The following is a 12,861-nucleotide window of genomic DNA, read 5'->3' as shown; positions in this document are numbered from 1 at the left end:
GACCTCGTGGTCGGTCAGGCGGTGGTCCAACAGGAGCGCCTGCGCGCCCAGTTGCCAGCAGGCCAGCAGCGCGGCGACGTAGCCGAGCGAGGGCGCCAGCCGCAGCGCGGCCGTGCCGCCGGGCGACAGGCCCGCGGCGGTGAGCCGCGCGGCCTGCTCGGCGACGAGCGCGCGCAGGGTCCTGCGGTCGACGGGAGTGCCGAAGTGCAGGCACTCCTCGTCATCGGGGCCGGCCAGGAGGAATCGATCCACCCAGTCGTGCGGGGCCTTGGTGTTCGAGGTCCCGGCCGGCAGGGGAGGTTGGGAAGAAGAGCCGGTCAACGCCACTCCACGAGGGGCTGGTTGCATGGACAGCGGCCTCGATCGACGGGGCCGGTTCGGTTTCTGACGATTGCACAGACGATCGAGCCAAGGCAAGGTCTATACCAATCGGCGCTAGGCTGCCGAATCGGGACGGGCCCGCGTGCGGCCTGCCCGGAAGGGAAGCCCGTGCAGCCTCTCGAACTCCCCGACGTCGAACGCGCGGCCCGCGCCCGACTCCCCGAGGAGCTCTGGGACTTCGTCCAGGGCGGAAGCGGCGCCGAACGGACCCTGGCCGCCAACCGGGACGCGTTCGAACGGTGCCGCCTGCGCCCGCGCACCCTGGTCGACGTCTCCGCCACCGACCAGGCGCTGACCCTGCTCGGGAGCCCGCTGCGGACCCCCGTCGGCATCGCGCCCATGGCCTACCACCAGCTGTTCCATCCCGAGGGGGAGGTGGCCACCGCCCGTGCGGCGGGCCGCTGCGGGGCGCTGATGACCGCCGGGATCTTCGCCAGCCGGACGCTGGAATCCATCGCCGAGGCCGCCACCGGACCGCTCTGGCTCCAGCTGTACTGGCTGCGCCGCCGCGAGGCCCTGACCGCGCTGATCGAGCGCGCCGAGACGGCCGGCTACCGCGCCCTGGTGCTCACCGTCGACGCCCCCCGGATCGGCCGCCGCCTGCGCGACGCCCGCAACGGCTTCGCCGTCCCCGCGCACGTCCGGGCGGTCAACCTGGACCAGTCGCTGATGGCCTCCAGTCACCGTGCGGAGCAGGGGAGTTCGGGCATCGCCGGGCACGCCAAGGAGCAGTTCGACCCCACCCTGACCTGGGCGGACCTGGCCTGGCTGCGCGCGCGCAGCAGCCTGCCGATCGTCCTCAAGGGCATCCTCACCGCCGAGGACGCCCGGCTGGCCGCCGAGCACGGCGTGGACGCGATCGTGGTCTCCAACCACGGCGGACGGCAGCTCGACGGTGCCCTGCCGACCCTGCAAGCTCTGCCCGAAGTGGTCGCCGCCGTACCGGAGAACCTGCCCGTCCTGCTGGACGGAGGTGTCCGTTCGGGCACGGATGTCGCGCTCGCCCTGGCCCTCGGAGCCCGGGCCGTCCTGATCGGCCGTCCGGTCCTGTGGGGCCTGGCCGCCGACGGGGAGGACGGCGTCGCCGGGGTGCTCGACCTCCTGGCGGCCGAACTCGACGACGCCATGGCCCTGCTGGGCCGCCCCCGGCTGGCCGACCTCGACCCCACGGTCCTGGCCCGGCCCGCCGACCGCTGAACCACCGGACACCGCACCACCGGACACCGCACCACCGGCCGCTGAACCGCCGGTGGCTGAACCACCCGCACCTCCCTGGAGCACCTCTTGCCACTGCACCCCCAGGCCGAGGCCCTGCGCAAGCAGCGCGCCGAGGCCGGCACGCCCCCGCTCTACACGCTCGACCTGGCCACCGCCCGGGCCGCCGACCTGGCCTCGATCCAGGCCGCCGCCGGGAACCCGGAACCGGTCCACGCCGTCGAGGAGTTCACCGCCCCCGGCCCCGGCGGCCCGCTCACCCTGCGGGTCTACCGCCCGGGCGACGCGCCCGGACTGCCCGCCGTGCTCTACCTCTTCGGCGGTGGCTGGACCCTCGGCTCCCTCGACACCGGTGACGCGATCTGCCGCCGCCTCACCAACGCCGTCGGCTGCGTGACCGTCGCGGTCGGCTACCGCCTCGCCCCCGAGCACCCCTTCCCGGCCGCCGTCCACGACGTCGCCGCGGCCGCCCGCTGGACCGCCGCGCACGCGGCCGAGCTGGGCATCGACCCCGTCCGCCTGGCCGTGGCCGGGGACAGCGCGGGCGGCAACCTGGCCGCCGCACTCACCCTGCTCGCCCGGACGGAGGGCGGCCCGGCCCTGCGCCACCAGCTGCTCGTCTACCCCAACACCCAGCACGGCGCCGACACCCCGTCGGTGCGTGAGCACGACGACCCGCTGCTGTTCAACCGCCGCTCGGTCGCCTGGTACTGGGGCCACTACCTGGCGGACGAGGCCGACGGCGCCGACCCGCTGGCCTCCCCGCTGCGGGCCGACGACCTGTCAGGACTGCCGCCCGCCACGGTGATCACCGCCGAGTACGACCCGCTGCGCGACGAGGGCGAGGCCTACGCCGAGGCCCTGCGCGCAGCCGGGGTCCCGGTCGAACTCCGCCGCTACGACGGCATGCCGCACGGCTTCTTCGCCATGGCCGGCGCCCTGGACGACGGCCGCGCGGCCCAGGAGTACGCCGCCGCCCGCCTGCGGGAGGCCCTCGCATGAGCCCGCTGCCCCCGCTGCCCCCGCTCGTCCTGACCGAGCTGCACGGCTCGCTCGCCGACCCGCTGCTGGACGCGATGACCTTCCTCAACGAGGTCACCGAGCGCTACCCCGACGCCCTCTCCTTCGCCCCCGGCCGCCCGCACGAAGGCTTCTTCGAGACCGAACAGGTCGCGAAGTACCTCGACGTCTACCTGGACCACCTGCGCGGCCGCGGCCTGACGGAGGAGCAGGTGCGCAGCGCGCTGTTCCAGTACGGCCCCACCAAGGGCGTCATCGCCGACCTGATCGCCCGCACCCTTGCCAACGACGAGGGCCTGACGGTCGATCCGGCCTCGGTGGTGGTCACCGTCGGCGCCCAGGAGGGCATGCTGCTGGTGCTGCGCGCGCTCTGCGCGGGGCCCGAGGACGTGCTGCTGGTCAGCTCGCCCTGCTACGTCGGCGTGACCGGCGCGGCCCGGCTGCTGGACGTGGCCACCGTCCCCGTGCCGGAGGGCGACCTCGCCGCGCTGGCCGCCACCGCGCGGCGGCTGCGGGCCGAGGGCAGGCGTCCCCGGGCGCTGTACGTCGTCCCCGACTTCGCCAACCCCTCCGGCACCAGCATGCCGACCGAGGCCCGGACCGCACTGCTGGAGGTCGCGGCCGCGGAGGACCTGCTCGTCATCGAGGACAACCCCTACGGCTTCTTCGCCCGCGAGCCCGGAGACCGGCCCACCCTGAAGGCCCTCGACCGGCACGGCCGGGTGGTCTACCTGGGCTCCTTCGCCAAGACCTGCTTCCCCGGCGCCCGCCTCGGCTACGTCCTCGCCGACCAGCGGGTCACCGCACCGGACGGCTCCACCGGCCTGCTCGCCGATCAGCTGGCCAAGCTGAAGAGCATGACCACGGTGAACACCCCGGCGCTGAGCCAGGCGGTGATCGGCGGCATGCTGCTCACCTACGACTGCCGGCTGCGCGCCGCCAACGCGCCCGCCACCGCCCACTACGCGGCCAACATCACCGTGCTGCTGGGGGAGTTGGAGCGCCACTTCCCGGCCGCCGAACGGGCCCGGCTGGGCGTGCGGTGGAACGAGCCGGAGGGCGGTTTCTTCGCCGTGCTCGACGTGCCGTTCACCGCCGACGAGGCGGCCATGGAGCGCTGCGCGCGGGAGCACGGCGTGCTCTGGACGCCGATGGCCCCGTTCTACCCGGCGGGCGGGGGCGAGCGCCGGCTGCGGCTCTCCGTCAGCGCCCTGAGCGAGGCTCAGATCGTCGAGGGCGTGGCCCGGCTGGCCGACTTCGTCCGGGCCCGGGCGTAGGCACGCCGAAGGGGGCCGGGTCCCAGGACCCGGCCCCCTTCGGCGTCAGGAGCGCTACCGCACCCGGGAGGAGAACAGCCGGGCCGACCACCACACCGCGGCGGCCGTCATCACCACGACCACCGCCAGGCCCTGCCAGACCACGCTGTCCCCGAGGTGGCCGGAGAACAGGGACCGCATGCCCTCCACCGCCCAGTAGAAGGGGTTCCACTTGGCGGCGGTCTGCAGCCACACCGGCGCCAGCGCCAGCGGGAGCAGCGTCCCGGAGAGCAGGGCGATCGGCTGGGAGAGGGTGTTGACCACCGGTGCCATCGCCGCGTCGTTGGGCAGCACCAGGGCGATGCCGTAGGAGATGGCCGAGGTCATCAGCGCCAGCAGGCCCAGCAGCAGGTAGGCCAGCAGCAGGTTGAGCGGGCCGACGCGGAGGCCGAACGGCAGGGCGAGCAGGGTGATCACCACCGCCTGGACGAGCAGCGCCGCGACCTCGCGCAGGGCCCGACCGAGCAGCAGGGCCAGCCGGCTGACCGGGGTCACCCGGGAGCGTTCGACGACGCCGGCCTTGAGCTCGCCGAGCAGGCTGAAGCCGGTGTACAGGCCGCCGAAGATGCAGAGCACGGCCAACAGGCCCGGCACGTAGATCTGGTAGGCCTCGGCGTAGGTGGTGGCGCCCATCGGTTCGAGCGCCCGCTTGAGCAGCGGGGCGAAGAGCAGCAGGTAGAAGACCGGCTGGACCAGTCCGACGACCAGCCAGACCGGGGTGCGCCACATCAGCAGCAGCTGGCGCTGGAAGACCAGCCAGGTGTCACGGGCGAGCTTCACGAAGGGACCTCATGGATCGTCACGGATCGTCAGGACTGGTCGAGGGAGCGGCCGGTGCGGGCCAGGAAGACGTCGTCCAGGCTGGGGCGCTGGAGCTGGACGGTGGCCGGGGTGAGGCCGGCCTCGGCCAGGGCGGGCAGCAGTCGGGGGATGGCGGTGGCGCCGTCCCGGACGTAGAGCCGCAGGCCGCCCTCGGCGGGGGTCTCGGTGCGGTGCAGGTACGGGGCGTCGGCGAGCGCCTCGGCGGCGTCCTCGACGTCCAGGCCGGTGAGCACCACGACGTCCCCGGAGACCTCCTGCTTGAGCTCCTCGGGGGTGCCCTCGGCGACCACCTCGCCGCGGTCGACGATCGCGATCCGGTCGCAGAGCGCGTCGGCCTCGTCCAGGTAGTGGGTGGTCACCACGACCGTCATGCCCTCGGTGCGCAGCCGCTTGATCTCGGCCCACACCTGGCTGCGGCTGGCCGGGTCGAGCCCGACCGTCGGCTCGTCGAGGAAGAGCACGGCCGGCTGGTGGATGACGCCGAGCGCGATGTCCACCCGGCGGCGCTGGCCGCCCGAGTAGGTCTGGCAGGTGCGGTCCGCGAACTCGGTGAGCTCGAAGGCCTTCAGCGCGTCCTCGGCCTGCCGCCGGGCCTCGGCCCTGGAGCTGCCGTACAGCCGGGCCTGGTGCACCAGCTCCTCGCGGCCGGTGACGGTGTCGGCGGTGCCGCCGCCCTGGGCGACGTAGCCGATCCGGCGGCGGACGCCGGCCGGGTCGGCCAGCAGATCCGCCCCGGCGATCCTGGCCTCGCCCCCGTCGGGGCGGATCAGGGTGGCCAGCATGCGCAGGGTGGTGGTCTTCCCGGCGCCGTTGGGGCCGAGGAGTCCGAAGATCTCGCCTCCCCCGACGGCCAGGTCGATGCCGCGGACGGCGTCGACCACGGTGCGGCCGCGTCGTCCGGACGGATAGGACTTGCGAAGGCCCTTGGTCTCGATCAACCAGAACTCCAGTGAGCGGTGGAACGGTTCAGTGCGAAGGGGATGCGGGCGTGCCGGCGGCCAGCGCCTCCAGGCGGTCGGCGGCCGTCACCGCCCCGCCTCCGGCCAGCAGTTCACGGCCGAGCCGCTGCGCGGCCGTGCGGAAGGAGGGATCGTCGAGCACCTGTCGGAGCCGCTCGGCGACGGTCGCGGGGGAGGCCCGGGTGAAGGGCACCCGCAGACCGGCCCCGGCCTCGGCGACCCGCTGAGCCACGAAGGGCTGGTCGTTGCGGATCGGCGCCAGGAGCAGGGGGACACCGTGGGCCAGTGCTTCGCCCACGGTGTTCATTCCACCATGGCAGAGGACCGCGTCCAGCGAGCCCCTCGACAGCAGCTCCAGGACCGGTGCCCGCTCCACCGCGACCACCGTGTCCGGAAGGGCAGTCGGCAGTGCCCCGGCGGACGCGGCCACCACCGCCTGGATGCCCTCGCCGTGCCGGGCCAGCGCCCGGACGGTGCGGTCCAGGAAGTCCGCGCCGACCGCGTCCGAGAGGGTGCCCATGGTGACCAGGACGGTGCGCCGGGCCGGGTCCAGCCGCTCCCAGGGGAAGGACGGGTCCGCCGGACGCTCCGTCAGCACCGGCCCCACCAGGGCGTACCGGGGCGTGTCCGGCAGGTCCTCGGCGAGCAGCGCCCGGCCGCTGGTGGCCACCACCAGGTGCGGCGAGAAGCGAGGATCGGTGAACTCCTCCTCCGGCAGCCGGGCCCGGCGCCAGAGCGCCTCCAGGTGGCCCGTCATCCAGGCCTCCACCTGCGGCAGGGCCCGGTACGGGCGGCCCAGCTCCATCGCCCCCGGGGCGAAGCTCGCCCAGGGCAGCCCGTGACGGTGCGCCAGCAGGGCGCCGGCCGGGGTGTACTGGTCGACCAGCAGCACGTCGGGCCGGTACTCGCGGACCACGGCGTCCAGCGGCTTCATGGTGAACTTCGCGTAGGGGACCACGAAGCCCTCCCAGAGCGAGCGGACCGAGGCCAGGCCGTGGCCGCCGAGCGCCCGGAACGCGCGGGTGCCGGTCCCGAACACCGTGGCCCGCGGGCCGAGCAGCGGCTCCAGCACCGTCTCGGTCCCGGTCCAGGCCACCTGGTGGCCGCGGGCGGCCAGTTCGGCGGCGATCCCGGCGGCCGGGTTGACGTGCCCGGCGAGCGGGGGCATCACCAGCAGGAAGCGGCTCACCGGCGCACCAGCCCCATCAGGTCGGCGACGGTCAGGGCCGCCAGCGCGTCCAGGTCCAGACCGGCCCGCAGGGCAGCCAGGTCGGCACCGAAGCGCACCCGCAGCAGGGTGTCCAGGACGGCGAACTCGCTCTCGTCCAGCGCCAGATCGGCGTCCAGACGAGCCTGCGGGACCACCGACTCTGCCCATTCGGGCAGTGCGTCGGCGGCCTCGACGAGCGCGGCCACCAGCTCCGGATCGAGATCGGGGTGTACGAAGGAAGGCTCTGCATCAGGCATGAAGGGGCTCCACCTGCTCGACGGCACGGGGGCGGAAGGGGAAGGCACCGGGTCGTTGATCACTTGTGCGACCTGCCGGGCGTGGGAATACTAGCCCGGTGACCGCACTGGAGGCAGTGGCCGTCCACCTCCCCCCACGGATCGAATCGATCGAGGACGTGGGCGCCCGGATCGGCCTGACCCCACGTCAACTTCGACTCTTCCGCCGCTTCCACGGCCTGGACCAGGTGCGCCTGGACCCGGACGGGACGCTGCCCGACCTGCTGGACGCCGCCGTCCGGGCCCTGCCCGAGCTGCGCGGCAACGAGCACCGGGTCCGGTACCTGCTGCACGCGCGCGGCATGCCGGTCGTGGTGCCCTATCCGCTCAACCCGCTCCAGGAGCTGGCCGAGCGCTTCGGCCTGACCGGCGCCACGGCGTTCACCGTCACCCAACAGGCCTGCGCCACCTCACTGTTGGCCGTCGACCTGGCGGGCCGCCTGCTGGCCGACGACGGCGACCCCACGGCGCTGGCCCTGGTGGTGGCGGGGGAGAAGACCTTCACCCGGGACGCCCAGCTCGTCCCGGACACCTCGATCTGCGCGGAGGCCTCGGCGGCCTGCCTGGTCAGCCTCGGCGGCACGCGGGACCGGGTGGTCTCCTACGTGGTGCGCCAGCGGCCGGAGTTCGACGGCCGGCTGGCCGAGGACCCCGAGCTGCTGACCCGGTACCAGCGGGAGTACCAGCCCACCATGATCGAGACCCTGCAGGCAGCGGTCGACCAGGCTGGTCTAAACCTCTCCGAGATTTCTCTGCTGCTTCCGCACAACGTCAACCAGGCTTCCTGGCGCATGATTTGCCGCGAACTGGACTATCCTGTGGAGCGGGTCGTGCTGGACAACGTGCCCGCGGTGGGGCACAGTTTGGCCGCAGACGCCTTCGTCAACCTCCGCACCGCCACCATGGGCGGAGCGCTCCGGCCGGGCGATCACTACCTGATCGCCGCCGCTGGCATCGGCGCCACCTTCTCGGCCATGGTCCTGCAGCACTGACGTGCCGTCAGCGCGCCGTGCGCCCCGGTCCGGCGCGCCGCCCGGCGCCCGCCACCCTTCGCCCACCACGGACGGTTCACCCATGTCAGACTCCGCACCCTCCACCACCGGACCGGTCGACGCCGAGCTGCGCGCCCGGGTCCGGCGGGGAATCGAGGAGGCGCTGCCGCGCGTCCTCACCGTCGAGCTCCCGGAGAACCTCGACAACGTCTGCTTCTTCGACGACCTCGGCCTCACCTCGGTCGGCACCATCGAGCTGGTACTGGAGATCGAGGAGACCCTCGACATCCAGGTCAACGTCGAGCGCCTCGCCCTGGACGACCTCCGCTCGATCGACCGGCTCGCCGACTACGTCGTCGCGCACATCGTCGAGGAGGACTGACCCGGTGTCGCTGCCGGTGCCCGCGCCCTCGGCCCCGCCTGCGCCTTCGCCTTCGGCCGTGCCTTCGCCCTCGGCCGGGTCCGTGCCAGGTGCCGCCGGGGTGCGTGGGCTGCGCGTCACCAGGGCGCTCGCTGCCGGGTTCGAGGGCCGCTCGGAGGCCTCGCTCCACCCCGACCTGCGCACCTTCGTCGGCGACCTGGTCCGCCCGTACGGCCTGCCGCTGCGCGAGGACCTGCTCCGCGAGGGCGCCGGTCACGACTACGGCGAGATGGCCGCCGGTCTGCTCGGGAAGGTCCTCGCGGAGGACGAGCCCGCCGACCTGTTGATCCTCGCCTTCTCCTCCCACGACGTCCGCCCCGCCGCCCCGTCCGCGCTGTACCTCAGCCGCCACTGCCCCGGACAGCCGATGGCCTTCGCGATCTGCGACCAGGGCAGCGCGGCCGCGTTCACCGCCCTGCGGATCGCCGCCGCCCACCACCGCACCGGCGGCTGCCGGCGGGCCGTGGTGGTCCTGGCGGAGCAGAGCGTCCTGCACTACGAGGCCCCCGAGTCCGTCGCCCTGCCGGCGCAGCACCGCGCCGTGGTGCTGGTCTGCGAGGAGGGTGAGGGGGAGGGGTTGAGGGTGCGTCAGGAGGAGCAGTCGGACGGCTCCCTCGCGCTGGCCTCCGTCCTCGCCGCGCACCGCGAACTCGGCACCGACGCCGGGCTGTTGCTCGCCGCCGACCTCGGCCGCACCGAGGGCCCGGAGCGTGTCGGGACGGCGCTGGGTGCGGGCACGACGGTGGGTGCGGGTACGGCGCTGGGCGCGGGCACGGCGGTGGGCGCGGAGGCAGCGGATGGTGCCGGCGCGACGGACGCCGTTGGCACGACGGCGCCGCCCGGGCAGCCGTTCACCGGCGTCTGGAGCCTGTTGGCGGAGCACCTCGCGCGCCACCCGGAGACCGGGGGCGGCGGCCCGCTGCTGGTGGCCGACCACGACCGGCGCCTGGGGCGGCTCAGCATCCTGACGCTCACGTGAGCGCCACAGCCGGTACCACCGCGGGTGACACCACCGGTGCCGCCGTCGGGCCGGTCGACGTCTGGGTGATCCCGACCGACCAGCCCCCGGCCGTCGTCCGGCGGCTGCGCGGTCTGCTCGACCCGGCCGAACTCGCCCGCGCCGACGCCGCGCACGACCCCGTGCAGGGTGCGCGCTTCACCGTCGCCCGCGGTGCCGTCCGCCTGCTGGTGTCCGCTCGGCTCGGCATCGAGGCGGGCCGGCTCGCCTGGCGGCACGGGCCGCACGGCAAGCCGGAGCCCGTCCCCCCATCCGACTCCGCCCTGGCCTCCGACCCGTCCTCCGCCCCCGTGCTCCAGGTCAACTGGTCCGGCTCGGGGGCGCTGGCCGTCCTGGCGGTCGCCGAAGGGCGCCGCGTCGGTGTGGACGTCGAGGAGCTCCGCCCGCCCGGCGTCGGCGCACGGATCGCCCGCCGTCACTTCCCGCCCGCGGACGCCGCGTTGGTCCTCGAAGCCCCCACCGAGGCGGAGGGCGCCGAGCACTTCACCCGGCTCTGGTGCCGCCGCGAGGCCGTCGTGAAGGTGCACGGCGGCCGGCTCGCCCAAGGGCTGGGCCTCGCGCTGGCGGGGCCCTCACCGCTGCGCCTGCCCGACGCGGGCCCCCTGGGCTCCGGGCCGCTCTGGCTGGCCGACGTCCCGGTGCCGGGCCCGTACCGCGCGGCGGTCGCCGCGGACCTGGACCTTCCCGTCACCGTTCGCCAACACGTCTGGTGCGCACCGGAGTTGTGAGACGCCACGGCCGCCCCCGGCCGGGGTGCCCCCGCAGAGACGCCCCGGCCGGGGGCGGCCGCTCGTGCCGGCGCTCACCCCAGCGGCATCGACATGTAGACCGCCCGCCGCCCGTAGGACTCGGGGACGGCCACCTCGCGGTGGGCGCGGTAGCCCATCAGCCGCAGCAGGATGTCGGTGCCGCGCACCGCCACCATGGAGATCTCCTCGAAGCCCGCCTCCGCCGCCCGGGCCTGGACGTAGCGCATGAACGCCTCCGCGACGTCCCGGCCGCGGAGGTCCTCGGCGATCACCATGTCGTGCATGTGCAGGTTCCCGGACTCGAACGCGGTGGACTCCGGCAGGGCCAGGTCCGGGCAGCGCAGCGGCGGGTACGGCAGGCTGAGCGCGTAGCCGCGGACCTCGCCGTGCTGCTCCAGCACGAAGCAGGTCGCGGGTGAGGCCAGGGCGCGGGACTGCAGGGCCTCCCGCCCCTCGGAGAGGCCGTCGGCGGCGTAGGCGTCGTGCTCCAGGGCGACCACGGCGTCCCAGTCGCCGTCGGCCAGCTGCCGGATCAGGTACTGCGCACTCACTCGGCCGCCACCTCAGGGGAGTTGAGGCCGAACCCGTGGGCGCGGGTGGCCGCCACCATCCCGGCCCAGGCCTCGATCAGCACCGCCCAGCGCTCGGCGTCCTCCTGGGCCTCGTCCAGCAGCTGCTGCCGGCGCTCGACCACCACGTCGGCGAGCTCGGCGTACTTGCCGCCCAGCTTGCGGTAGGCGGCCTCGGCCAGGTCCAGGGTGTGCTCGTTCCCGGACCGGTCCCAGTCGAAGGTGCCGCGCACCAGCTCCAGGATCGGCTCCACCTTCAGCTCGTCGCGCTCGTTCAGCAGCCCGCGCCCGAGGTCGATCATCCCGCCGTAGACCGGGTACAGGTACAGCATCGAGAGCAGCAGCTTCACGAACCGCAGCTGGTAGTTGACGAACCCGGCGCCTACGCGGCGCTCGGGCGTGTAGTAGTTGACGATGTGCCGGTTGTGGACGACGCCGGGCGTGCGGGAGTGGACCAGGGCGTGCAGCAGCGCGTAGTCGCAGCCGAGGGTGTCCACCGAGGGCAGCAGCGGCAGCACCTCGTAGGCCCGGTGGTCCAGGGCGACGTTGCACATGTAGACGTTCCAGATGTCCGGCACGCCGAGCACCGAGTGGTCGGTGTCGAAGGGCTCGGCGCCGACCCCCTTGAAGGAGAGGTCGACCATCGCGTCCCGGTCCTCGTCCGGCCAGACCGGCGGGGTCCACAGGCGCACCAGGTCGTGGTAGACCTGCGGGTCCAGCTCGCGGATCTCGCCGATGTCCACGTTGAGTTCGCCGATGAACGAGCCGCTGACCACCATCACCGGCATCGCCGCGTCCGCCGGGTCGAGCTCGGAGACGGTCACCCCGGCGACCGCCTCGCCGGCCGGGCGGCCGATCGAGAGCAGCTCGTGGTGGATCGGGTAGAGCTTCTGCCCGTCCTGGGTCTGGTACTCGAAGTCGTCGTTGCGCAGGTGCACCGAGGTGCAGCCGAGCGCAGCCGCACCCAGGAACAGCCGGTTGACGCAGGAGCCGTACGCGACGGCCGGCGGCAGCATCAGCTCCAGCAGCAGCTCCGGATCGGCGGAGGAGCCGGAGCGCTCCGCCGCCCCGCGCAGCCACTGCCGCTGCTGCTCCTCGCCGAGGTGGTGGACGAAGACACCGGGGGCGGGGGTCAGGGCGGCCACGGCCTCCGCGTTGCTCGCGAACGCCTCGGCGGCGGTGGTGTCGAGGACCAGGAGGTGCACCTCGACCCCGAAGGTCGCGACGGCGTAGGCCGCCTCCTCGGCGAGGTCCACGATGGTTTCGGGGCACGGACGCATGGTGGGCAGGGCGAGGCAGACTCGTTGCATGCTGCGGGACTCTCCGTCTGATCATGGCAAAGCCGCGCGGCTCTCAAAGCCGCAGTGAAGTCCTCGAGTTGAGGCTATCGGTGATCTCCCACCAAAATGGACTAGACCAACTGCACTGTCAACGCCGGACCGGCGGCGATCGCCCGCGGCCCCGCGACACTGCCCGAACGGGCAGGCCCCGCTGCCCTGCGCGTGCGCAGGCGGTTGCCCGAAGCTGAATTGTGCACCAACTGGAGGAGATGGAACCGGGATTGACAATTCCGGAGGGAAATCCGGACAGGCTGTGAGTGGCCGGAATCGGGGGCTTGGACGGGCGGCGGCGGAGGGATAGCTTTCTCCGTGCTCAGCCGTGCAGGGGAACACGGCGAAAGGCCGGTCCTCTGCACACTGTCCGTCCAAATAACCGACAGGAGTGCTGTTATGAAGTCGATCGCGTCGTTGTCGGGCCGGTGGGTCCGGGCCGCGGTGGCGATGGCCACCGTGGCGGTCTTCGGGTTCACGGCCGCAGGGACCGCCTCCGCGCAGGTGCCGGCGGCGGAGAAGACCGTCACGGTGACCGTTCAGGGCGCCGACCTGCGGGGAT

14 protein-coding genes are annotated in these 12,861 nt (G+C 73.7%); 7 read left to right on the top strand and 7 right to left on the bottom strand.

All coding sequences use genetic code 11. From position 1 onward, the window contains the following. On the bottom strand, positions 1-327 hold a 327-nt coding region (locus ACWEPF_RS38520), incomplete at its 3' end, for an AMP-binding protein (protein WP_452176319.1). 162 nt (positions 328-489) lie between these two features. Between ACWEPF_RS38520 and ACWEPF_RS38515 the strand changes: the two genes are divergently transcribed. From ACWEPF_RS38515 to ACWEPF_RS38505, 3 genes are all read left to right on the top strand, one after another. Then, on the top strand, positions 490-1,578 hold the full coding sequence (locus tag ACWEPF_RS38515; RefSeq protein ID WP_452176318.1) for an alpha-hydroxy acid oxidase: 1,089 nt from the start codon (positions 490-492) through the stop codon (positions 1,576-1,578). A gap of 87 nt (positions 1,579-1,665) precedes the next feature. Then, the gene (locus ACWEPF_RS38510; RefSeq protein WP_452176317.1) at positions 1,666-2,598 is read left to right on the top strand and encodes an alpha/beta hydrolase; all 933 of its coding nucleotides are present in this window, start codon (positions 1,666-1,668) and stop codon (positions 2,596-2,598) included. Then, positions 2,595-3,893 carry an aminotransferase-like domain-containing protein gene (locus tag ACWEPF_RS38505; protein WP_452176316.1) on the top strand — a complete coding sequence of 433 codons (1,299 nt, stop codon included), beginning with the start codon at positions 2,595-2,597 and terminating at the stop codon, positions 3,891-3,893. The genes ACWEPF_RS38510 and ACWEPF_RS38505 overlap by 4 nt, the downstream gene beginning before the upstream one ends. A 54-nt stretch (positions 3,894-3,947) precedes the next feature. On the opposite strand, the gene ACWEPF_RS38500 is transcribed toward ACWEPF_RS38505, so the two are convergent. Genes ACWEPF_RS38500 through ACWEPF_RS38485 form a run of 4 tightly spaced genes read right to left on the bottom strand, consistent with a single transcriptional unit; the run spans position 3,948 to position 7,180 of the window. Beyond that, a complete protein-coding gene (locus tag ACWEPF_RS38500; RefSeq protein WP_380149475.1) occupies positions 3,948-4,712 on the bottom strand; it encodes an ABC transporter permease in 765 nt (254 codons plus the stop codon). A gap of 29 nt (positions 4,713-4,741) precedes the next feature. Beyond that, the gene (locus tag ACWEPF_RS38495; RefSeq protein ID WP_452176315.1) at positions 4,742-5,692 is read right to left on the bottom strand and encodes an ATP-binding cassette domain-containing protein; all 951 of its coding nucleotides are present in this window, start codon (positions 5,690-5,692) and stop codon (positions 4,742-4,744) included. A gap of 28 nt (positions 5,693-5,720) precedes the next feature. Then, positions 5,721-6,902, bottom strand: a complete 1,182-nt coding sequence (locus ACWEPF_RS38490; protein WP_452176314.1) for a glycosyltransferase — start codon at positions 6,900-6,902, stop codon at positions 5,721-5,723. Continuing rightward, a complete protein-coding gene (locus ACWEPF_RS38485; RefSeq protein ID WP_452176313.1) occupies positions 6,899-7,180 on the bottom strand; it encodes a hypothetical protein in 282 nt (93 codons plus the stop codon). Before ACWEPF_RS38485 ends, ACWEPF_RS38490 begins: the two co-directional genes overlap by 4 nt. 98 nt (positions 7,181-7,278) lie before the next feature. On the opposite strand from ACWEPF_RS38485, the gene ACWEPF_RS38480 reads away from it, so the two are divergent. From ACWEPF_RS38480 to ACWEPF_RS38465, 4 genes are all read left to right on the top strand, one after another. Next, positions 7,279-8,211: a 3-oxoacyl-[acyl-carrier-protein] synthase III C-terminal domain-containing protein gene (locus ACWEPF_RS38480; RefSeq protein WP_452176312.1), complete on the top strand. Its 933-nt coding sequence runs from the start codon at positions 7,279-7,281 to the stop codon at positions 8,209-8,211. A gap of 82 nt (positions 8,212-8,293) precedes the next feature. Continuing rightward, positions 8,294-8,593 (top strand): acyl carrier protein, encoded by a 300-nt coding sequence (locus ACWEPF_RS38475; protein WP_345288368.1) that lies wholly within the window; start codon positions 8,294-8,296, stop codon positions 8,591-8,593. Positions 8,594-8,693: 100 nt separating this feature from the next. Further along, entirely contained in the window at positions 8,694-9,611 is a 918-nt protein-coding gene (locus tag ACWEPF_RS38470) for a hypothetical protein (protein ID WP_452176311.1), read from the top strand. Then, positions 9,608-10,378 (top strand): 4'-phosphopantetheinyl transferase family protein, encoded by a 771-nt coding sequence (locus tag ACWEPF_RS38465; RefSeq protein WP_452176310.1) that lies wholly within the window; start codon positions 9,608-9,610, stop codon positions 10,376-10,378. The genes ACWEPF_RS38470 and ACWEPF_RS38465 overlap by 4 nt, the downstream gene beginning before the upstream one ends. Positions 10,379-10,452: 74 nt before the next feature. On the opposite strand, the gene ACWEPF_RS38460 is transcribed toward ACWEPF_RS38465, so the two are convergent. Both ACWEPF_RS38460 and ACWEPF_RS38455 read right to left on the bottom strand, forming a co-directional pair. Next, positions 10,453-10,950: a GNAT family N-acetyltransferase gene (locus tag ACWEPF_RS38460; protein WP_452176309.1), complete on the bottom strand. Its 498-nt coding sequence runs from the start codon at positions 10,948-10,950 to the stop codon at positions 10,453-10,455. Further along, positions 10,947-12,278 carry a DUF6271 family protein gene (locus ACWEPF_RS38455; RefSeq protein WP_452176308.1) on the bottom strand — a complete coding sequence of 444 codons (1,332 nt, stop codon included), beginning with the start codon at positions 12,276-12,278 and terminating at the stop codon, positions 10,947-10,949. The genes ACWEPF_RS38460 and ACWEPF_RS38455 overlap by 4 nt, the downstream gene beginning before the upstream one ends. Positions 12,279-12,861: the final 583 nt, after the last annotated feature.

This window comes from Kitasatospora sp. NPDC004289 (assembly GCF_053602875.1).
This window is presented reverse-complemented; position numbering and strand designations above follow the sequence as displayed.